The sequence below is a fragment of the Idiomarina sp. T82-3 genome, assembly GCF_001577655.1.
GTDB lineage: Bacteria > Pseudomonadota > Gammaproteobacteria > Enterobacterales > Alteromonadaceae > Idiomarina > Idiomarina baltica.
This window is the reverse complement of record NZ_LSBQ01000008.1, coordinates 98,650-120,101: the sequence shown is the minus strand read 5'-3', so window position 1 is coordinate 120,101 and position 21,452 is coordinate 98,650. Positions and strand designations below refer to the sequence as shown.

Sequence of the window (21,452 nt, the reverse complement as noted above, 5' to 3'; positions counted from 1 at the left end):
GAACGGCACTATCCACGAGCAATAAAAAGGCGACCGCAACGTTATCCGATGCGGTCGCCTAGAAAAAATGCTAGTCGTTAGCTTAACTGACAAGCATTAAGCCATTTGGCTCCTTTTTTATATGACCGAGGTGTTTATACCATCGGTTTAGTGCCTTTACCGCTGCTACTATCGCGACGCCAGAGGCTGGTGATCCGCGCTGAGCGCACGATGAGCCAAGTGAGCCCAAACAATGCCACAGCAAGCCCGAAAGCGAGTAACCGACTGTATGTGCTCGAGGAATAGATACCGCCATTACCGACGGGCACAGGCTCAGGGGGCATGAGTGGAAGTCCGTAGCGTTCTGCCATTTTCTTAATGCCGATAAAATGAATGCCTGGAATGTTTTCTTGTAAGAAGTAGCCCATCACCGTATCCACCGCGTAAGCGCGAGCCGGTGCGTCGTACTGTAGTCCTGATTTAAACATATCATCGATACCTGGAGGACCTACGATAGTCGCACCACCGCCGACGTTGACGAACGCTTTGTAGTTACGATCGGATGAGTATTCACGGAAAATCGCGATACGGTCGGCCACCGCTTCTTGATAGTTCGCCGGTTCAATAATCGGCAAGCCAGCGCGTTCAATCGTTTGACGAATCGATTGAATACCGGCTTGTGGGATACCAATGCCGCGGTCTTCGATGCCGCCAATCGAGGCATATTTAGGCTCGAACGAGATCACGCCGGCTTTGTTGAGTTCACGTGCCATGTCCAACCACAAGAAACCGGGTACGTTAGCTCCCCACTGCGATGACGATGCCGAAGCGATAATAACCGGCTCCGCTTCCATGGCTTCGATTGCAGAATACACGGCAAGGTTTAGAGCAGGGAAAGAGCCAGATACAGTCACCGCGACTAAGTCACCTTTTTTAACGCCTGCTTTAGCTAATAGTTTAACCGCCACGGCTGCCCAGTTGGGGTTCACTGTGGTCTGTTTAGACTCGCGTCCACCGTGGTTGGTCGTGACGATGCTGTTATCGAGACCGACAAAGCCCGAGCGTTGAGGATCGAACTCTGGGTTAATCGGCTCCTTTTCAGCGCGCAAGGGACGGATAACTTCCATTCCTTGGCGCATAATTTTTGCAGCCGTTACCATGGTGGCATAGTTTTCGTCCACGATTGGATCGGTTTCTTTAACGTTTTCGACGGCGAGTAAAGCAATTAATGCCGCGATCATTAATACGATGAGTCCCCAGGCTGGCACACCTGAAGAACGCCAATAAATCTTAGTAAAACTACTCATTTGGGATTCTCCTTACCAGCCAGGCATGTGGAAGGCGCTGCTTGCTTCATACATCTGCAACGCTTCAGGCATGATGACAATCAGTGCGAGGCGCACTAATACGGCGGTGACGGCCAGGCCGCACAGCGTCTGCAGAACACCTTGGCGTTCAAACCAGATCGCTATCAGACCGGGAATAATATAGCCGATAATATTGCTCGACATGACGGCCATCATAAAGGATGACTCCAGTGTCGCGACTTGTGCTTGCGCATCGTCACCACCCGCGACCATTTGTAAGTCGACCCAGTTCACTAAGCTACCGAGGAACAAATCCATCAAGCCTGCGATGAGATAGCCGGTGAGGATCATAATGATCGTTTGTCGACGGCCGTAGATAATGGCAAAACTAGATATTACGCGCACGATCAAGAACGTTAGCAAGGCCGCTACGAGCGTAATTACCAGACTCATGGGTTCGGTCAGTTGCAGGGCAACATAACCAGGAACAACGAGGCCCCCTGCGGCGAGTCCGAGCGTTTGTGTGAGCAATAACGTAAAGAATAATCCGATGCCGATGGCAACGGCTAAAATATTTAATGCGATCACAGGTCTTCCTCCTTCAAGGAACGGTTTTGGAAGAACCGAGCGACTTCTTCGCCGCCACCATGAATGTTACACATGCCGACAACGAGTGCACTGTTGCCAGCTTCTTCCAGCAAGGTTTCGGTAATATCAGTAATGGCAGCGTTCTCCATTACGAGAATTTTTTCTGGGTCGAGTCCGTATTTCACTGCGGCGCGAACAAAAATAAAGGTGCCTGAACCCATCAGGATATAGCGATCCGCTTGGGTCCACTCAACAGCAGCCTCAGCCATTTGCTGAGAACGGTGCGGACGGTCGGCTCGGCAGTTGATCAATACAATGCGTTTGCGCTCCTTGCCGTGTTTTTCTAACATGTTTTCCCAAATCTTACCGGTCGACTCGGGATCGTTTGCAGCAAATGCATTAACGAAAACAATTTCGCGGCGGAAATAATTTACGTGAAGTACTTGCATAGCGCCGGCTTCGGGTTCGAGTCCAATCATGCCTTGCAATGCCTGCTCTCGCTCAACACCGAGGTGCTCGCAGACTTTTAATGCCAACGCCACATTCTCAGCATGTTCGGAATATTTAAATTGCTTGAGAATATCGTCGCCGATGGCGTCGACCTCTTGTTCAGTGACGCCGTGTAGCTGGCTGTTGCGGTCTTTAGTCGAGTGCTCGAAAACACCTAATAGATCGCGCTCTGCCGTAAAGAGATTACCTTTGACGGGTGTGCTGCCCGCTAATGCTAAGGCAACGTCCTCTTCGCCCGGACCCATGACATCAAGGTGGTCGGCGCGCGCATTGGTGATGACGCCCACGTTGGAGCGCACCATACGCAGTTCGCTGAGCGATTGGTAATGCGGCTGCAGTGCCATACATTCCATCACTACAATTTCGGGTTTAAGTGAGGCCATGCGTTTGAGCGTACGCATTTGCTCAATAATGTTGGCACCGCTAATGCGGTAGATGGGAAACTCTCTTCCTTGAGGGTCAGTGATAGCGGCTGCAGAGCCGGTGGTTTTAGCGCAAATACGCTTGCCACCTGATCTTAAGCCCGCTGCGATAAGCCGGGTGACACTGGTTTTGCCGCGGGTTCCATTAACATGCACTCGTACTGGAATTTTATCGACCAGTAATTTGTGCCGGAACGCTTCAAACGCCGCAGCAATAACCAGTAAAAGCCAGATCGCAGCGACAATTCCGAGCAGGGTGGGAATATCGTTCATCCAATATCCCTCGGCCCAATACTGTGACGAGAGTGTCTCTGCCATAATTTAAATAGCCTTTTAGGTTATGAATATACATACGAACGTGCATGTATATATTTAGCGAACTGCAAAGAAAAATACCAAGTATTTTAGTAATCTTTACAATTCGCTCGGCTATTTAAAACAGATCACTCGAAGGCGAATTAATTATTTAAAATAGGTTTTAAAACAGCTATTTCGCCATCAATTTGGGTCATTAATTTAAGGTCTAAAATATCCGCCATTAATGGATATATGTGAATATTTTCAAACCGATCGATAGTCACCCCGTTTTTAAACGCTGGACCCACTGCGACAAATAAGCCATCCATGTCACGATTGTTGTAATAACCATGCGTGCCACCGTCAGAGCGCTCTTCGACAGGTCGAGTTGCGAAACTCACAGGTGCATCAGTTGAAAGTACAATGGCGGGTTTACGTGGGCCATCACTGACATGTAATTGTTTAAGCTTATCATCGGTTTCAACGCGATAGCCAAGGTCGCTACCTTCCTCTAGCTGTGTTCGAAGTGCCGCAATATCATCAGCGCAGGTGTCTTCGTTAGCATAAATGAGATAGCGTGTTTGCGAATTGACGGTGGTAAACTTTTCTTCATCAATAGCTAAGTCATCTGGGTCGATCATGGCATCTGCTTTGATCGGCGCCATGCCGTGATCGGAAACCACAATTAAGTTAACTGAACCTTCGGTTTCGTTCTGAATACGCTGCCACAGTTGTCCTATCAGCTTATCGACTGCTTGAACTGCGCCTTTCGTTTGCTTCGAGTCGGGACCGAACTTGTGACCCATCGAATCAACGATTGAAAAGTAGCCTGTAATCATCCGAGGGCGGCTTTGTTCGGGCAGTTGTAACCATTGAATGATTTGATCAACTCGCTGCTGGTTAGGCGTGAAATTGCTGTAGGGATAGTAATAAGTGGGTGTGCGTCCGTTGATACGAGCGCCCGATTCAGGCCAGAAAAAAGTCGCTGATTTCACGCCTTGGAACTCAGCCAAATTCCAAATTGGTACGGTATGTAACCAAGTACCATCCTTTGCACCGTCGGCCATTTTGTAGCGTTGTTTGCGCTCAGTATCATAAAAATTATTATCAACGATACCGTGGTGTGATGGATACTGACCGGTGACTATGGAAAGATGGTTTGGAAACGTCTTAGATGGATAAACCGGCATGAGCCCCTTGGCGCGAACACCTTGCTCGGCTAAATGACTAAGATGCTCGGCGTGATGTTGCTCAATATAGTTGTAGCGAAAGCCATCAATAGAAATAAGCACAATAGTCTGTTGGTCAGCTTTTGCAAAGGCTGACGTCGCGGCTAATAAACCACTAAAAACTAATAGTAGTGAGGTAAGAAAACGTTGCATGGCAGATTCCCTGATTCGGTCTATTAGACCTTTTTAACAAACTCAGATTTCAATTTCATTGCACCTACACCGTCAATCTTGCAATCGATATCATGATCGCCATCGACTAAACGAATGTTTTTAACCTTAGTGCCGACCTTAACAACTAATGATGAACCTTTGACTTTAAGGTCTTTAATAACGGTGACGGTGTCGCCATCATTAAGTTCATTGCCATTGGCATCACGAATCACTTTATTGTCTTCATTGCTCTCGTCATGCGGTGACCATTCGTGTCCGCACTCAGGGCAGACTAATACGTTACCGTCTTCGTATGCGTATTCAGAAGCGCATTGTGGGCAAGCAGGCAATTGATCCATCGAGAGACTCCATCTTTAAAAAGCGCTCAGTTTACCTGAGTTTGCTTAACAGAACATTTGATTTAGACCAAAACCATGACAATTGCGGTCGTTACAAACGCTAGAATAATGTTTAGTACAACGCCTGTGCGCGCCATATCGCGGATGCTGATGCGATTAGACGCAAATACAATTGAGTTAGGTGGCGTTGCTACGGGCATGCAAAATGCACAGCTGCAAGCAATCACCGCTGGAATCATGAGTATCTCAATAGGCTGATTAATGGCCTGTGCGGTTGCTGCTAAAATGGGCATTAGAAGCGTTGCTGTGGCTGTGTTAGAGGTAAACTCGGTCATAAATGAAACCGCCAGCGTGAGTACCAGTATCAACAACCACAGTGGCCATTCTCCTAATACCGTTAAAGACTCGCCCATTAACGTGCCGAGACCACTTGCCATGACGCCTTTAGCGAGACAAATACCGCCCGCGAATAATAATAAAATACCCCATGGGATGTCTTTCGCTAGCGACCAATCGAGTAAGGTGGGTTGTTGCTTTTCTCCCGTTGGAATAATGAACATGGCCAGCGCACCCGCTAAAGCGACAGTCGCATCGTTCAGTGAGGGTAGCCCCAACAGACCTGTCCAGCCGCCAAACGGGGTGGTGCGCATCACCCACAGTAATACCACGACACCAAACACAGTCAGCACGCGTCTCTCATAAGCTGACATTTTATCTTGTTGGGGTAATTGTAATGGCATGCTCAAATGAACGTTACGAGTGAGATACCAAGCCATTAATGGAATGCTGATAACCATCATGGGTATGCCAATACCTAGCCAACGCGTGAAGTCGAAGCCTTGCCCTGAGATATTCTCATATATTGAGGCAAATATAAGATTAGGTGGGGTGCCCACTAAGGTGGCAATGCCACCCACCGACCCTGAATAGGCAAGACCTAATAATAGGGCTTTTTGGAATGGCTTGTTGTCGGTGGCATCTGCAAGTGCCAATGCCACGGGGAGCAAAGCTAATACACTCGCGGTGTTAGAGATCCACATCGAAAGGAAGGCGGTTGCACACATAAATGCAACGACGATGCGACGGCCACTGTCGGGTCCAATGAGCGCAATTAATGACAGTGCGAGACGCTTATGTACACCGCTGGCTTCAATGGCTTTTGCCATCATGAACGCCGCCATGAATAGCAGAATAATGTTATCGCCTAAGGCTGTCGCCGCCTCTTTAGGGTCGAGAACACCAATAACGGGTAGTAAAATAAAAGGTAGCAACGCTGTTATCGCCAGTGGAATACATTCAGAAACCCACCACCAAGCCACCCATATGACGATTGCTAGGGTCAGCGCCGCATCAAGCGGCATGTCTAAACTTCGTGTTACTATGACACTTAATAGGGCGGCAATAGGGCCGATAATTTTATGGGACATGAGCGACCTGTAGGCGTGTTCTTTTTATTGTAAGGAAGTGTAGCATGCGCGATATCGTAATCTTGCACGAAAATGAAGAATGGTTGAAGCCTCTATACGAAGCGTTCAAAGAACGTGGCGTTACACCTAAAAGTTGGTTTTTAGATGAAGGTGTTGTGCCGTTTCACAATCAGCCTGACGATGCGGTTTACTACAATCGAATGAGTGCGTCGTCACATACGCGGGGACATCGCTTCGCCCCCGAGCTGACAAAATTGGTGTTAACTTGGTTAGAGAGCCAGAATCGTACCGTCGTGAATGGCTCGCAAGTGTTAGCGCTCGAGGTGTGTAAACTCTCGCAGTATGCCGCATTGCAACGTTCAGGCTTGTCGGTACCGCGCACTTTTGCAGCGGTGGGCAAAGCGCAACTCGTTGAAGCTGCGAGGCAATTTAACGATTGGCCTTTAATCGTTAAGCCTAACCGCGGAGGTAAAGGTCTCGGCGTACAAAAGTTCAATCAGCTTGATGAGTTGGTTGCTTACACAGAGAGTGCCGACTATGAGGAGCCGCTCGATGGCACCTGGTTAGTGCAACAATACATAAAAGCTAAATCACCGGTTATTACGCGGGCTGAATTCGTCGGTCAGAAGTTCGTTTACGCGGTGCGGGTTAATACTGAACAGGGTTTCGAATTGTGCCCAGCGGACGCTTGTGAGATTGCTGAAAAATTCAAAATTACCACACGTTTTAATGAGCATTCGGTTATTCACCAATTGGAAACGTTCTTACGTAGTAACGACATTGACGTGGCAGGCATTGAGTTTATTGAAAACAGTCAGGGTGAGCTGTTTGTTTATGATGTGAATACCAATACAAATTATAACCAAGACGCTGAGCAGCGTGCGCACGTTGCTAAAACTGGCATGGGTGCGTTGGCGGATTATTTAATCGCATTAGCCGGATAGAAAAATGACCGAGCTCTTGATGAGCTCGGTCGCTTGTTCTTTACCACTAAAATTTATAGTCGATACCCATCCAAACGGTCTGTGGTTTGTTCGGGCGAGCACCATCAGGTGTGCGTGCAACAATCGCTTGCTGGTCGAAGATATTCTCGACTTTTACATAGACGGATGTCTGCGTGTTAAGTTCGTAGCGGCTGACTGCATCGGTAACGAATAGAGACTCTGTTTCGTTAAACGCCGCAGTGCTGTTGTTACAGCCTACGCTGACACACATAGAATCAATATATTTAAAGTTGAGGTAGTTAACCCAACCGGCATTGTTATCAAGGCTAATACGAACGTTTGCCGTGTGCTCTGGAATGTCGTTTAGCCGATCGCCGTCCATCAGCCCCGAGACTGCATTATCTTTACTGATCTCACCTTGAGTGTAGGTGTAAGCAATATCAACCGGAATCAAAAACTTGCCCGCAGCAAAGGTGTGTTGCGCTTGGAACTCTAAACCTTGCACAACCGATTCGCCAAGTACATAAGTACCTGATTCAGCACCGTTATCACATGGTGTAGCGATAGAGCACAACTGGGTGGTGTCGCTAAAGTCGCTATAGAATGCAATGGCTTCGACAAAAGTATTTTGTTGTTGATAGCGTAGGCCGGCTTCGTAGTTGATACTCGTTTCTGGCTCTTGGTTTTCTGTTGCACCGCCACCGAGTGGTGAAAAGCCTTTGTGGATGCCCGCAAGCACCTGCCATGAGTCGCTTAAGTCGTAGGTAAACGATGCGCCGGGTAGCCACTCATCGCTTGAGTTGGAACGGAATGCTGGCGCAGTAGTACGTGCAGCCTCATCGTACTGGTTACGGAATGATGATACATCTTCGTAACGCAAGGCTAAATTAACTTTTAGCGCTTGGTTAACTTGCCAACTATCGGTCACCCAGAGGCTGGTTGCATCGGCACCTTCAATACGGTTATTGCTACCGGAAGGGCTGACCGTGGATTGATAGACTAAGCTGCCGTTGATTTGGTCGAAGATCTCCACAGGTTGAAAGCGATCCATTTCATCCGTGTGGTCGCGCCCACCGACTTCAAGTGCATGCGCGCCAAGTTGCCACTGTGCATTGAGCTCAATGCCATAGCTTTCATAAGCGCGGTTATTATGTTTGTATTCAAGGTCGAAGGCATCTTCGGTACCGTCAAGAATACCTTGTGCTAGCATGTCGCCTTGGTTCGCGGCACTAACATACGACCCACCACCGTTGAGCTTAAACCAGTCACGTTTGAATTCGTTACGATATGCGACAGCATTGAGCGTAACATCACTGTTTACATCAAAGCCGTAAGCCAAGCTAAAGCCTTTATGGCTGTTGTCCATTTGGTCAATCGATGAGATGCCGTAACGACGATTTGGTGTCTTCGCGAAATCGGCATCGGTTAGGCCAAGATAGGTCTCGTTAGAGATTTCTTCTGAGTACTGCGCCTTGAAAAGCAGGTGGTGTGGTCCTTGATCAAAGCTCAGCTTTGCGGTGTAGTCTTGAATATCATAGCCGCTGTCGCCATGACTGCGATCAATGGCTTTAAAACCATTACTCTCGCGTTGCACTGTCTCAAGTAAGAAGCCCCAAGCGCCTTGCGTGCCACCGACATAAGCATGAATATCGTTACTGCTGAACTCACCCCATTGTGCTAATACCTGACCTGAAATAGCTTGTTCAGGAATGGGAGTAGATACCAGGTTAAGCACGCCGCCCGTTGTTTGAGGGCCGTAACGCAGTAATGGTGCCCCTTTCAGTACTTCAACAGAGGCCATGCGCATAGTGGTTGGGAAATAATACGCTGCTGGGTTTGAATAAGGGGCTGGCGCCATCATCACACCATCTTCTAATAGTGTGACTTTACTTACCCGCCCCGCATTTGCGGCGCGAATACCGATGTTTGGACGTAGCCCGAAGCCGTCTTCTTCTAACACGTAAACGCCCGGAAGGGTTTTCATTAACTGGTTAATATCGGTGGGTACTTCAACGCGCATTTGTTCTTCATCTATCACGGCTGATGAGCCTGCAATCTGACGCGCTTGTTCGGTTGAGCCAATAATTTTTATTGTTTCGATCTCAGTATTCTCTTCCGCGATTACCAGCGGGCTACTTAGCAAGCTTGCGATAGCTAATGCGATCGGGGCTTTATTCATGGTTTATCTCCACACGTTATTTTGATGCGGCAGATAGTAATTAAAATACGAATAATTCGCAATTAAAAATTAAGAATTTATTAACTCTTTATTTAGCAAAGGTGCATTTAATGTAAACGCGCAGTTAATTGCTTGAGCTTTTAACCTGGCGCGGTATGCTGACAATCAACGTTTTATATTAATTTTGTTGGGTTGATTATGTTGCGGTTTGCAGTCGTTATTTTTCTGACTAGTGTCATTGTCGCCGGGTGCTCGTCTTCTTCGCAACGAGATATGAGCCAAGAGCAGGTGTTTATTTGTGGCGCTTATACGGTGTATACCGAGTGGCAGAATGAGCAACTTAAAGTACGCTTTGGGGATCGTCATGACACATTGAAGCAGCAGCGCGTGGCATCCGGTGCTAAATTTGTCTCTGATGACGGTGAAAGTAGCTTCTGGAATAAAGGCAATATGGCCACATTTATCTGGCGGGGCGAGTCACTTCCTGAGTGCCGAGCTGCTGACTCCCTTCCCAAAGCGTTTTCAGCATCCGGAAATGAACCATTTTGGGCATTATCGCTAGAGGGGCAAGAGCTCGAAGTAAGTACGCCAGAAAAAGAGTGGATTGCTTCAGTGACATCTGTTCAGCCTTTGCTTGAAAACGGCACCGTATCACAGTGGCGACTCGCGACCGCGAACGGTGATCAAGTAGATATTCGGTCCGAGGTGTGTCGGGACACGATGAGCGGTATGGTCTATCCTTTTTCTGTGAGTTACTCCGGACAGTTTGACGGTGTCGGGTGTGGTGGTGAGACACTGAGCTTATTACAAGGACCTAAGTGGATTTTGACCGAAACCAATGCATCGATGACACCATCATCTAATATGTACATTCAATTTTTAGCCGATGGCAAGCTAGTGGGGTCTGATGGGTGTAATCGTCGTTTTGGACAATATCAGTTTGGTAGCGAAATGATTCATTTAAAGTGGGTAGGCAGTACACGTCGTGCCTGCTCGGAATCCATTATGCAGGATGCAACCACCTTTGCCGAAGCTGTTAATAATGTACGGTCAATTAGCTTTGAAGATAATCGGCTCATTATAGAAAGTCGTAACGGGACCCAATTAAAGCTAAAAAATGAGAAGCCTTAGGAAATCGCGTGCAACTAAAGAAATACACAGATTATGGATTACGGGTACTGATTTACTTGGCGGCAGCAGAGTCCGATGAGCGAGCAACGATAAACGATTTAAGTAGCGTATTCTCGGTATCTAAAAATCATTTAAATAAAGTGGTTCACCACTTGGGTAAGCTTGGTCTGATAAAGACGTGGCGAGGCAAAGGCGGCGGCTTTTCACTCGCCGTGGATGCCCGTCACACACGTTTGGATACGGTTATCCGCCAGCTTGAAGGGGATGAAGACTGGATTGATTGTCTGAACCCAACTTGTAAGATTTACTCAGTATGTGATTTGAAGGGAATTATCCACGCAGGTAAAGAGCAGTTCTATAGTTACCTTGCTAAATACACCATTGCTTCGTTGGTTGAAAGGCCCGAGGAAATCAAAGTGCGTTGGCACATAGACACTCAGGAGTTGAACGATGAATCATAGAATAGCGCTTGGGTTGGTGTTGGCAGTCTGTAGTTCTGCTGCGCAGGCAGATGGCTGGTTACATTGCGGTAACCTATTTGATAGCGAACAAGGTAAGTTGGTTGGCGAACGCTATGTTCACTTTAATGCAAATAAAATCCTTGCCGTGACGTCTGATAAACCTGCGGCAGACAGTGTTGATCTCAGTGATAAAACCTGTCTCCCAGGATTAACTGATTTGCACGTCCATTTGGATGGGCAGTCGGGGCCGGGCGCCTATCTGAATCGTTTTACCGAAGGACCCGCCGATCTTGCGTACACTGCTCAAAATTACGGTATGAAGACTTTGCTAGCAGGTTTTACTACGGTGCGTAATCCAGGCGACTCCTATAATGTGACGCTCGCTTTACGAGATGCGATCAAGGCGGGCAAGGTTAAAGGGCCACGTATCTATAGCGCTGGAAAATCACTTGCGACCACTGGAGGACATGCTGATCCCACCAACGGTGTGAGACCCGATTTGATGGGAGAACCCGGCCCTAAGCAGGGGGTTGTAAATAGTCCATCGGATATAAAGGAAGCGATTCGTCAGCATTACAAAGATGGCGCAGACTTCATAAAAATCACGGCCACCGGAGGCGTGTTAAGTATGGCTTCAAGTGGTGACAATCCTCAGTTTACTGATGATGAGCTTGAAGCATTGGTCGCGATTGCGGATGACTATAATTTCCACATCGCTGCGCACGCGCATGGCAAAAGCGGTATGTTGCGTGCCGTCAATGCGGGTATCAATACCATTGAGCACGGCACTTATATGGATGATGAGGTGATCGCAGCGATGAAGGCTAATGGAACGTACTTAGTGCCTACGATTATGGCAGGCAAGTTCGTTGCTGAAAAAGCTAAGATCGACGGCTATTTCCCGGCTGTGGTTAAACCCAAAGCACTTGCAATTGGACCTAAAATTCAAGATACCTTTGCCAAAGCTTATAAAGCCGGTGTGAAAATTGGTTTTGGCACTGACAGCGGTGTATCAGCTCACGGCGATAATGCTAAAGAATTTGAGTACATGGTTGAGGCGGGAATGCCTGCGAATCAAGCCATTCAAGCGGCGACAATTGCCGCCTCAGATATTCTAAGAGACCCGCGTTTAGGTCGTATTAAAAGCGGTTCATACGCGGATATCATTGCCGTGGATGGTAATCCGCTTGAAGACATTACGGAGCTACAGCGAGTGACCTTTGTTATGAAGGATGGTGAAATTCACAAACAATAGAACGGCTGATTACGAAGGGAAACGGATCTTCCCTTCGAGTTGTACTTGCGTATTATCGTTGTTTCGGACTTCGTAACCTTCCGATGATTCAGTGTTGCGCCATAAACGTATACGCGCAGGTAGAATGACAGGGCGTTTAAATGTCACATCAATATAATTAGCGCTTTTTCCCTCGATGCGTTCAAGGTCGGCTTGCGCTCTTGCCATCATATACATCCCGTGAATAATGGGCTTATTAAAACCAAACCAACGCGATGTAAATGGGTGTAGATGGATGGGGTTAAAGTCACCCGAAACACGAGCATAGCGTCGGCCGAGGCCCGAGCCTAATTGCCAGTGATGTAAGTAGGTCCAATCTGGCTTTTCGATCTTCGTCTCAGGCTTCTTAGCGCGAGGAGCTTCTTTGCCTTGTGCTTTCATGACCTGGTACGTACTCTCGCACCGCACAACTTCTTGACCATCTTGAAAGAAGCTGACTTCAAATTTAGGACGTAACCGACGCGGAGATACTTGCGGACCACGAGCCGGAACGTTGACGGATGCTTTGATATAAAAAGGTTGATCGGTCTTTATGTTGCCTAACTGCTCTAATCGATTGTTTAAATGCACCAAACCCGGGGCTGGCCAAGGAAAACGTTTATCGAGCATCTGGGCTAAATGGGTTCTTTGCGCTAAGCAATAGAAAAGCGATAGCGGTATATCACTGACAAAGCCACCAAACATAGTTTTATAGGCGCTTATTCGCTTGCTAGAGAGGGCTTCTAAACTATACTCATGCTCGATTTTATCCGCTTCTGCTTCGCTATTGTCGTTACGTAGCAAGGTGAGTAACGAACGTGCGAGCATGCCGGGCATTGCTGGGAGCGTTGTTGGTGAATGCATGACACCATCCATATTAGTTATTTACCCTCGTCGTGATGTGGCTACCATATTGACCTTTATGAACATCGATGCGCATATCAATACGTTCTTTTAATTCTCGCACATGGGAGATGATTCCGACACTCCGACCACTGGCTCTTAGATTGGCGAGCACATCGATAGCGGCATCTAATGCTTGCTCATCAAGACTGCCGAAGCCCTCATCAACAAACAACATATCGAGTCTAATTCCGCCCGAATACTGCTGAACCACTTCGGAGAGTCCGAGCGCCAATGCGAGTGCTGCTTGGAAGCTCTCGCCACCGGAAAGTGTCTTAGTGGAGCGTTGGATGCCCGTGTAAGCGTCCGTCACCGCGAGGTTCAAACCGCTTGCGGAGCGAGCGTCATTGACTTCGTTTTCGCGCACTAATAGATACCGATGGTGCGTCATTTGTGCTAAATGCTTCGATGCAACAATTAGTATATCATCTAGTAGAACACTTAATATAAATCGGTGCAAACTTAAACGTTGGTCGTTTTGTCCATTTGTCAGGTTTGCAAGTGTACCAATATTGGCATACTTAGCTTCTAGCTCTTTGTTCTGTGTTGCCAACTGACGTAACCGCTGCGCTGCCTTTTCGTTGTTAAATAATGCGCTTTGCTGCTGGTTAAATTGAGTCTGTTCCGACTCAAAATCTTTACGTAACTTTTCGAGTCGTAAGGTTAATTGCTCGGTATCAGCGGGTTGAATGTCATCGACATAGCGTTGTAGCTCTGCGATCATTGAACGCAGCTCGACCATACGTTGATTATGCTCCGCCACCGCTGAATTAAGTTGCTCAAGTTCAGGTTCACTGACGTGCGCCGACTGAAATTCGTTGTATGTGGCAAAGGGGCTACTGGCGAGCTGTGCTTGCCATGCTTTTTCAGCCGCTTCGAGCGCTTGCGCGAGTCGTTTGTTTTCTTCTACTTCGGCCTTTAATTGAGTGCGTGTCGCATGGTATTGCTCAGACTGCTGTTGCATCGCATGCTGTGCTTGCTCGAATTGCTTTTCAAGCTGACGCAGCTGCTGCTTAATTTGATCTATCCGTGGTTTAACTTCCGCAACATTGATATCACTTTGTTGCCAACGTTGATTTAAGTGTTCCAGGTCAGCATTTACGCGAGCATGCTGAGCTTTAACTTCAGTGTACTTAGCGCGACACTGTTCAAGTTGGTGTTCCAATTCACTGCGCTGTTGTTCCGCCTGATCGAGTTTGCTTTGAAGGGTTTGGCGGCGAGTTAATAGTTCTGCGCGTGTTCTTCGTTCGTCATTTAATTGGACTTGTTGTTGCTCAATCAATGCTTCCGATAAATCGGTGAATTCAGATAACTGCTGATTTAACTGACGTTCATGTTCATTTGCTTTCGTGAGTGCTGTTTGTTCATCATAAAACGCCTGCTCGGCAGCTCTATAGGTTGCTCGTGCGTGCTCAAGCTCATGCTGCGAAACTAATGCTGTTGTGTCTGATTGAGCGGGGTCCGGATGCTGTTTGCTGCCACACACAGGACAAGGTTGTTGCGGCTTAAGCTGGCTGGCAAGCAAGGGAGCTTGGCTTGCCAGCCAGCGTTGCTCGAGCTCGTTGGCGCGGTTATAAGCCTGTTGTTTGTCGTCCAGCCTTTTCTCTAACGCGTGCTGCAATTTAGCTTGGTCATTTTTAACTGTCGTCGCTTGCTCAGTGAGCTGTTGCTTTTTTAGCAGTTGCTTGCGTTGCTCAGACAATGCCTGCACACGAACTTCTAACTCAGGCAACTCATCAATTTTTGATTGCACCTGCAGTTGTTCTGATCGTAGCCGCTTAATATCTAACTGAACGGCATCATACGAAGCTCTTAGTTGTTTCCCCTCTTTTTCTTGCAACGCAAGCTTAGATTGATGTTGCTCGACTTGCTTTGTCAAACCTTCTAATTGTTCAACGGTTGGTAATAGCTCTTCTAATCGCTGGAGAGTCGTTCTAAGCGAATGATTCTGTTCAAGTTTCGTCTTAGCCTCTTGGAGACTCGTCTGAGCAACCTTTAGCGTCTTAGCTTGCTGTTGTTGTCTGGTTTCGAGCTGTAGTTGCTTTTCTTGACTTGTCTTGACGTGCTTCTCGTTTTGCTGCCATTCGTTATATGTCGGCAACAAGCGAATGGCAGCTTGAGCGGCTTTGATTTGCTGCTGTTTATAATCGATATCCGCTTGTTTGGCTTTTAATGCATCCTGTTGGTGTTTAGCGTGTTGTAAATCTTTGTATTTGGCGTTGCGCGTGTGTTGTTGCTTAAGTTGGTAATCGGTGTCGTTGATCTGTTGTTGAAGCTGGTTTAGAACAGTTTGCTTAGCTTCTAACTGCGGCTTTAGATCAGCGATGTGTTGCTCAAGCTGTGTTAGATCCTCACACTCGGAGCCGTCGAGGATATGCGCTTTTTGCTGTTCGAGTTGCTCAAAGCTCTTTTTGAGTTCGCTTGCTTGCTGCTTAAATAATTCTTCGTAGCGCTTGAATCGTTGAGTTTGGAACAGTTGCGACAGAATCGTTTCGCGCTCATTCGCATCGGCATTAAGTAGTTCGCGAAACTTGCCTTGTGGTAATACAACGACCTGACGGAATTGTTCAGCCCGCAAACCTAGCAACGTTTCTATGTGTTTATTCACTTCGGTAACTTTGCGCGTCTCGAGCGGCTGCCAATCCATTGCGTTCGGCGACTGATCGTTTGACCACTCCCCTTGCAACTGATACAGCGATGCCGTGGTACGCCGCTCCACTTTGCTGTTCCCACGCTGGCCGAGTATATGCTGTGTAGGCTGACGCATCACTCGATAGGTCTTTTCACCTACGGCAAAGATAAACTCAACTTCAGTGGCACAGTCGTCCGCTGCGTGGTCGCACCGCATTTGTTTGCCGATACGATCTTGCCCTGTAGTTTCTCCGTAAAGTGCAAAGCTGATGGCGTCGAGCAATGTTGTCTTCCCGGCACCGGTGGCTCCGTTGATTAAAAAGAGTGGGTGTTCACCCAGTAACGTAAAGTTTATCGACTGCTGCGTAGGGAAGGGACCAAATGCCTGCATGTTAAGAACGAGTGGTTTCAAGATTCTGACTCCTCTTGTTCAATCTGTTGGATCACCTGATTAATGCTGGCTTTTTGCTCCGCAGTTAGGGGGGTACCATAGACTTCAGTAAAAAAGTCATGGATGAGTTCGTTATCCGCCTTTTTTAGTTGCTCCTGGCCACTTGTGTCTGATGCTTTACGGATGTGCTCAAGTTGCTCTTTGCGCAGTTGCATTAAGTTCGGGTAATGGGCGCGTAGCTTTGCCATCGGATATAAGATCGCTTGCTTATCGGTCAATATTGCCTGGATAAAGTCGTTACGCTGAGGATCGTGTTCCGCTTGAGCAATTAGCTCTGCTAGTGTGCCTTTGAGCACTCGCATATCCCGACTCGGCTTCAGAGAAATCTGTTGAATGTTCTGTACACCTTTCTCGTTAACATCGAGCAACGTAATGGACTTGCTTTGGTTGACTTCCGAAAAACTATATTTCATTAGCGATCCACTGTAACGAATATGTTCCATACCTTTATGCTGAGGTTGGTGCAAATGACCCAACGCGGCATAATCAAAGTCCTTAAACAACTGCCAATCAACGCGATCGGCACCGCCTATCGATAGAGGACGCTCCGATTCTGATTCTGAGGCGCCATCTAAATAGCAGTGACTTACAATCATATTCAGATGATCGGGGTTTCGTTCTGCATTGATTCGGTCAACGATCATTTGGTGAGCCGTATTAAATTCTTTACAATCGGTATCTAGCCAGTTATTCACTTGTAGAGGGTCGTGAAAGGGGACGCACCAAATATCGATCGTGGTTGCCGAATCATTCAGTACGATGGGCTCCAAAGCTTGCGGTAATTCGGTGACTAAATGAAGGTTGGATTGTTTTAGTAAGGAGGTTGCGAATCCTAATCGCTCTGCGCCATCGTGATTTCCTGATATCGCAATAATCGTTTTCTGACGCGAGACTGCGACTTCTTCAATAAAGTCGTTAAATGCGCTAATAGCCGCTGATGGAGGCACAGAACGGTCATAAATATCGCCTGCAATGATGACGGCGTCGACCGCTTGCTGGTCAATAATCTCCACTATTTGTTGGAGTAATTCAATTTGCTGCTCTAGTAACGACTGCTGGTGAAACAGGCGACCTAGATGCCAGTCTGAGGTATGTAGGATCTTCATGATATGTCGCTGGACGTCGAACAAAAACTCAGTATATCAGATAAAAAAAGCCCCCATCGCTGAGGGCTTAAATTGTCTACTTATTGGTTTCGATGTCTTGTAAATCCTCATCGTGTTTTTCCATCTCCCATGGCAACACGCCTGGGCTGTGATGTCTGAAGTGCAAGTAATTTTCAAACTGGTTAATGACATCATTAATAATATCTGTCATTTCGTAACCATAGAGGTCGTATGACTGACCGCCCTGGCGCAAGAATAATTCGGCACGATAGTAGTGCTCATTCTTGTGACTCGGACGTAGCACGAATTGTGGCATCGAATACTCGCGTAAACGAATCTCGTAGGCAAAGTCGAGGTCGCCTTCGCGTTCGACCGTCAGCATAATACGCTCATGCTCCTCGTCTTTAGTGAATCGAGCGGGCCAATCTTGTGTTTCGAGCTCGGATTTTACCTTTTCTAAAGCTTCGCTCGCACGACCATAAATAAACTCTTTTACTTCGCTTTGTTGTGGGAACTTGACCAAGCCACGTAGACGTTTCTTCCAATAGTCGGGGCCTTCATTAACGCCACGGCGATGAGACTGACGGTGGCTCTTCAGGCTTGAATACTGGTGACCCTCAATAACTAGCGCGCGCCACATGCCGACGGCAGCAATTAATATAACAATTGCAAACGGAAAGGCGCTTGTGATGGCCGCGGTTTGTAACGCATTTAAGCCTCCTGCGACAAGTAGCACCGCAGCAACAACGCCTTCGGTCGATGCCCAAAATACACGTTGCCATACGGGCGTTTCACCCACACCGCCAGAGGCTAATGAGTCGACAACGAGCGAGCCTGAATCAGACGAAGTAACGAAGAAAGTGATTATCAATAGCACGGTTGCGAAACTGAGCACATTAGTAAGTGGCAAGTTTTCAAATAGCTTGAACAACGCGATAGCCTGGTTGTTTTGCACCTCAGAGATTAACGAGGTATAGCCCTCGTTCATAATCATGTTAAGCGCTGTATCTCCAAATACTGCGAACCAAAAGAAAGTGAAGAAGGTTGGCACTAACATGACACCCAATACGAACTGACGAATCGTGCGCCCCCGACTGATTTTGGCAATAAATAGCCCGACAAATGGTGCCCAAGCGATGGTCCAACCAAAGATAAAGAGTGTCCAGTTGCCTATCCAGTCACTGCGAGTATAGGCCTGCAGGTTAAAGGTTCGTTCGACGATACCGCTCAGGTATGCGCCTGTATTCTGTAGATAAGTTTCTAAGATGTGGATAGTCGGACCGACGGCAAAAACGAATATCAGCAAGAACATCACCAGCGCCATGTTCAACAAAGACAGTCGTTTAATTCCTTTATCCATACCGGCAACGACCGATGCAATGGCGGCAAGCGTAATCACGGCAATGGCAATCACTTGTACCGTGGTATCAACGGGGATGTCCTCCCACAGATAATTTAACCCGGTATTAATCTGGATAACGGAAAGCCCCAGCGTGGTTGCAATACCAAATAGGGTGCTCAGGATGGCAAAGGTGTCGATCGTATGTCCTGCCGGACCGTGTATTTTGTCACCAATTAGAGGGTATAAGGTTGATCGCATGGATAGCGGTAAGCCATGCCGAAAGGAGAAGTATGCCAAAACCAGGCCGACGAGACCGTAAATAGCCCAGATATGAAAGCCCCAATGGAAATAGGCGATTTGCATTGCTTGTTTGGCGGCATCTACCGTTTCTGCGGCCCCAACGGGCGGTTCGGCGTAGTGCAAGACAGGCTCGGCGACACCAAAGAACAGTAGTGCAATTCCGTAACCTGCGGAAAATAGCATGGCAAACCAAGAGGTGAAGCTGTATTCCGGCTCGCAATGATCGGGACCCAATTTGATGCGTCCCCAGCGTGACAATGCTACACCGACTATAAAAATCAAGAATAATGCGACGGCCAGCATGTAAAACCATCCGAAGTGTTCGGTGATTCCCGCAAGAGTTGCACTAAAAAGGTTGCCAGCTAGCTCCGGTGCGCTTAAAGTGCCTATTACCAATAAGGCTATGACGATGACTGCAGGGAGAAAGACGGGAACCAAAATGGCATTCCGCCAATTACCTTTGGCGTTGGACATAAATTGCTCCTGTTCTCTATAATTATTGTTCATTTACATATAGCCTACTGTGTCTTTATGGAAAAAGCTCACAATTGGTCATTACTGTTTTAAGGTAAAGAAATCATTCTTAGGGAAGGAAAATGGCTAGAACACCACAATTTGATAGGGATATTGCACTCAACAACGCGATGCTTTTGTTTTGGAAACAGGGCTACCACGCAACGTCAATGAAAGATATTGAATATGCATTGGATATGCGCCCTGGGTCAATCTATGCGGCCTTCGGCAATAAAGAATCACTATTTAATGAAGCACTGAGAACGTATGGTGAACAGCTTATAGAGCAGTACACCGGTTTTTTATTTGAGGGTTCCGACACCATCGAAGGCTTCCGCAAAGTCTTAATTACCATGGTGGATGAGTGTGGTCAGCAAAAGCCAAGCATGGCGTGTATGGTTGTAAAAAGTCTTCTCGAGTTACACACGCTCGATGATGCGGATGCATCAACCGCAATTAATTATATTGATCGATTCGAGAACATCTTCAAAGAAGCATTTTTGCTTGCTAAAGAGCGCGGTCAATTGGGTCCAGATGAAGATCCAGAGCGTCTTGCTGTGCTCTATCAAGCTACACTCATTGGCGTGACCACATACGCTCACCGAGGGCTAGAAAAAACAGCATTAAATCAGCTAGTTGAAGACGCTCTCGAGCGCGTATTACCGCGTAACTGAAAATGCTGCTTTATACCCTGAAGGTCTAAACCGCGTCGTCATTAACAAGATGACGACGCCAACTAGAATGTGAAATCCCCATCCTAACTGATAGTTACCGCTAATATCACGAAATGCGCCGGTCACTAATGGCATTATGCTGGCAAAAATAAATCCGATACCTTGCATAAACGAGACGAGTCTGCCCGACTGCACCGGATCGTCGATGTGATCGAGTGCCATGACAATACACAACGGGAATGCACCTCCTAAGCCGAAGCCACACAGTGCTGACCACAGCCAAGGCGCTTGCTCAGGTAGCCAACAGAGCCCGGCAAACCCAACCATTTGTGTGATCACCGCCAATGCCAGCCACGGACGGCGATCCATGCTACGTGATAGGGTCGGAAGAATCAGAGCACCCATCACCTGCACTAACGAAAACAGCGCGAGAAGATTACCTGCCTGTTGAGTGGTCCAACCGAATTCACCATAAAAAGGCGCTATCCAGGCGATAAACCCGGCGTAACCTGCATTAACTAGGGCAAAATAGGCACCTAATAACCAGCTTCGAGGATATTTAAAGGCTTTAAGTAATTCATGGCGTGGCGGGATATCGGCTTTAGGTACACGATTCGCTGGGCTCAGCCATAGTATTAGCGTTATAAGTGCCAGTAATGCCCAACTGGCGAGAGCAACTGAGTGGGAACTAAAGTGAGCGTCAAGCCATGGTGTCACTACTGCGCCAAGCGCCGCGCCGCCCATCAGTGCTGCGGACCAAAGACCGGTCATGGCTCCGAGACGGTGACGAAATTGCTGTTTAGTCAGTTCGGGAATAATGATATGCAGTAAAGCAATGCCAAAACCGCCAATAACCGCGCTGATCACCAATATCGCGGCGGAGGCAGGCCATGCCCGAATGACTAAGCCGGCAATCAGTACCAATAAACCTGTGGCAATTCCCCGTTGATAACCTAGCGCTCGGGTCATTCGACCGGCAAACAAAGCGAGCACACCAATCATCATGATAGGAATTGTGGTAAGCAGCGAGAAACTACTGTAAGGCATGCTTGTAGCTGCTTGTAGGGCTTGCGTTAATGGCCCGATTGATGTCAATAACGGGCGTAGGTTTAAGCCTAGCAGTATTAATAATAAAATCGCAAAGCCGACCGATGTTTTGCCTTGGTGTGTATTGCTCATAGCTTCCCTAGCGCACGTTAAAAGCATTAATAATACTGATTTAGTCACGAAGAGTGAATGTTAACTTTTTCCAAATCTCGTTGCTCGTGTTATT

At 47.5% G+C, this 21,452-nt stretch carries 17 protein-coding genes; 5 read left to right on the top strand and 12 right to left on the bottom strand.

Annotated elements, in window-relative coordinates; all coding sequences use genetic code 11:
• Window positions 1–134 precede the first annotated feature (134 nt).
• The 6 genes from pgsW to AWU56_RS07150 all read right to left on the bottom strand — a co-directional run bounded on the left by pgsW (window position 135) and on the right by AWU56_RS07150 (window position 6,271).
• Entirely contained in the window at window positions 135–1,286 is a 1,152-nt protein-coding gene (pgsW, locus tag AWU56_RS07175; protein ID WP_006954483.1) for a poly-gamma-glutamate system protein, read from the bottom strand.
• A gap of 12 nt (window positions 1,287–1,298) precedes the next feature.
• On the bottom strand, window positions 1,299–1,874 hold the full coding sequence (gene pgsC / locus AWU56_RS07170; protein ID WP_006954481.1) for a poly-gamma-glutamate biosynthesis protein PgsC: 576 nt from the start codon (window positions 1,872–1,874) through the stop codon (window positions 1,299–1,301).
• Window positions 1,871–3,124 carry a poly-gamma-glutamate synthase PgsB gene (pgsB, locus tag AWU56_RS07165; RefSeq protein WP_006954479.1) on the bottom strand — a complete coding sequence of 418 codons (1,254 nt, stop codon included), beginning with the start codon at window positions 3,122–3,124 and terminating at the stop codon, window positions 1,871–1,873. Before pgsB ends, pgsC begins: the two co-directional genes overlap by 4 nt.
• 140 nt (window positions 3,125–3,264) lie before the next feature.
• Window positions 3,265–4,485, bottom strand: a complete 1,221-nt coding sequence (locus tag AWU56_RS07160) for an alkaline phosphatase family protein (protein ID WP_286682126.1) — start codon at window positions 4,483–4,485, stop codon at window positions 3,265–3,267.
• A gap of 23 nt (window positions 4,486–4,508) precedes the next feature.
• Window positions 4,509–4,844, bottom strand: coding sequence for a zinc ribbon domain-containing protein YjdM (locus AWU56_RS07155; RefSeq protein ID WP_272978148.1), 336 nt, complete (start codon window positions 4,842–4,844; stop codon window positions 4,509–4,511).
• Window positions 4,845–4,906: 62 nt separating this feature from the next.
• Window positions 4,907–6,271: an SLC13 family permease gene (locus AWU56_RS07150; protein ID WP_286682125.1), complete on the bottom strand. Its 1,365-nt coding sequence runs from the start codon at window positions 6,269–6,271 to the stop codon at window positions 4,907–4,909.
• A gap of 44 nt (window positions 6,272–6,315) precedes the next feature.
• On the opposite strand from AWU56_RS07150, the gene AWU56_RS07145 reads away from it, so the two are divergent.
• Complete coding sequence (locus tag AWU56_RS07145; protein ID WP_286682124.1) at window positions 6,316–7,215, top strand: ATP-grasp domain-containing protein; 900 nt, start codon at window positions 6,316–6,318, stop codon at window positions 7,213–7,215.
• 46 nt (window positions 7,216–7,261) lie between these two features.
• Here AWU56_RS07145 and AWU56_RS07140 read toward each other — a convergent pair whose 3' ends face one another.
• Window positions 7,262–9,394, bottom strand: coding sequence for a TonB-dependent receptor family protein (locus AWU56_RS07140; RefSeq protein ID WP_272978151.1), 2,133 nt, complete (start codon window positions 9,392–9,394; stop codon window positions 7,262–7,264).
• Between the two features lie 273 nt (window positions 9,395–9,667).
• Here AWU56_RS07140 and AWU56_RS07135 point away from each other — a divergent pair, with 273 nt between their 5' ends.
• From AWU56_RS07135 to AWU56_RS07125, 3 genes are read left to right on the top strand one after another with little or no spacing between them, the layout of a single operon-like run.
• The gene (locus AWU56_RS07135) at window positions 9,668–10,525 is read left to right on the top strand and encodes an META domain-containing protein (protein WP_272978152.1); all 858 of its coding nucleotides are present in this window, start codon (window positions 9,668–9,670) and stop codon (window positions 10,523–10,525) included.
• Between the two features lie 8 nt (window positions 10,526–10,533).
• Window positions 10,534–10,986, top strand: coding sequence for an RrF2 family transcriptional regulator (locus AWU56_RS07130; RefSeq protein ID WP_272978153.1), 453 nt, complete (start codon window positions 10,534–10,536; stop codon window positions 10,984–10,986).
• Entirely contained in the window at window positions 10,976–12,241 is a 1,266-nt protein-coding gene (locus AWU56_RS07125; RefSeq protein WP_286682123.1) for a metal-dependent hydrolase family protein, read from the top strand. Before AWU56_RS07130 ends, AWU56_RS07125 begins: the two co-directional genes overlap by 11 nt.
• A 9-nt stretch (window positions 12,242–12,250) precedes the next feature.
• On the opposite strand, the gene AWU56_RS07120 is transcribed toward AWU56_RS07125, so the two are convergent.
• The 4 genes from AWU56_RS07120 to AWU56_RS07105 all read right to left on the bottom strand — a co-directional run bounded on the left by AWU56_RS07120 (window position 12,251) and on the right by AWU56_RS07105 (window position 19,466).
• Entirely contained in the window at window positions 12,251–13,123 is an 873-nt protein-coding gene (locus tag AWU56_RS07120; protein WP_286682122.1) for a MaoC family dehydratase, read from the bottom strand.
• 13 nt (window positions 13,124–13,136) lie between these two features.
• Window positions 13,137–16,205 (bottom strand): AAA family ATPase, encoded by a 3,069-nt coding sequence (locus AWU56_RS07115; RefSeq protein WP_286682121.1) that lies wholly within the window; start codon window positions 16,203–16,205, stop codon window positions 13,137–13,139.
• Window positions 16,202–17,350, bottom strand: coding sequence for an exonuclease SbcCD subunit D (locus AWU56_RS07110; protein WP_272978158.1), 1,149 nt, complete (start codon window positions 17,348–17,350; stop codon window positions 16,202–16,204). Before AWU56_RS07110 ends, AWU56_RS07115 begins: the two co-directional genes overlap by 4 nt.
• A gap of 76 nt (window positions 17,351–17,426) precedes the next feature.
• The gene (locus AWU56_RS07105; protein ID WP_286682120.1) at window positions 17,427–19,466 is read right to left on the bottom strand and encodes a BCCT family transporter; all 2,040 of its coding nucleotides are present in this window, start codon (window positions 19,464–19,466) and stop codon (window positions 17,427–17,429) included.
• Between the two features lie 122 nt (window positions 19,467–19,588).
• Here AWU56_RS07105 and AWU56_RS07100 point away from each other — a divergent pair, with 122 nt between their 5' ends.
• Entirely contained in the window at window positions 19,589–20,179 is a 591-nt protein-coding gene (locus AWU56_RS07100; protein ID WP_286682119.1) for a TetR/AcrR family transcriptional regulator, read from the top strand.
• Here AWU56_RS07100 and AWU56_RS07095 read toward each other — a convergent pair.
• On the bottom strand, window positions 20,165–21,358 hold the full coding sequence (locus tag AWU56_RS07095; RefSeq protein ID WP_286682118.1) for a cyanate transporter: 1,194 nt from the start codon (window positions 21,356–21,358) through the stop codon (window positions 20,165–20,167). The genes AWU56_RS07100 and AWU56_RS07095 overlap by 15 nt on opposite strands.
• Window positions 21,359–21,452 lie beyond the last annotated feature (94 nt).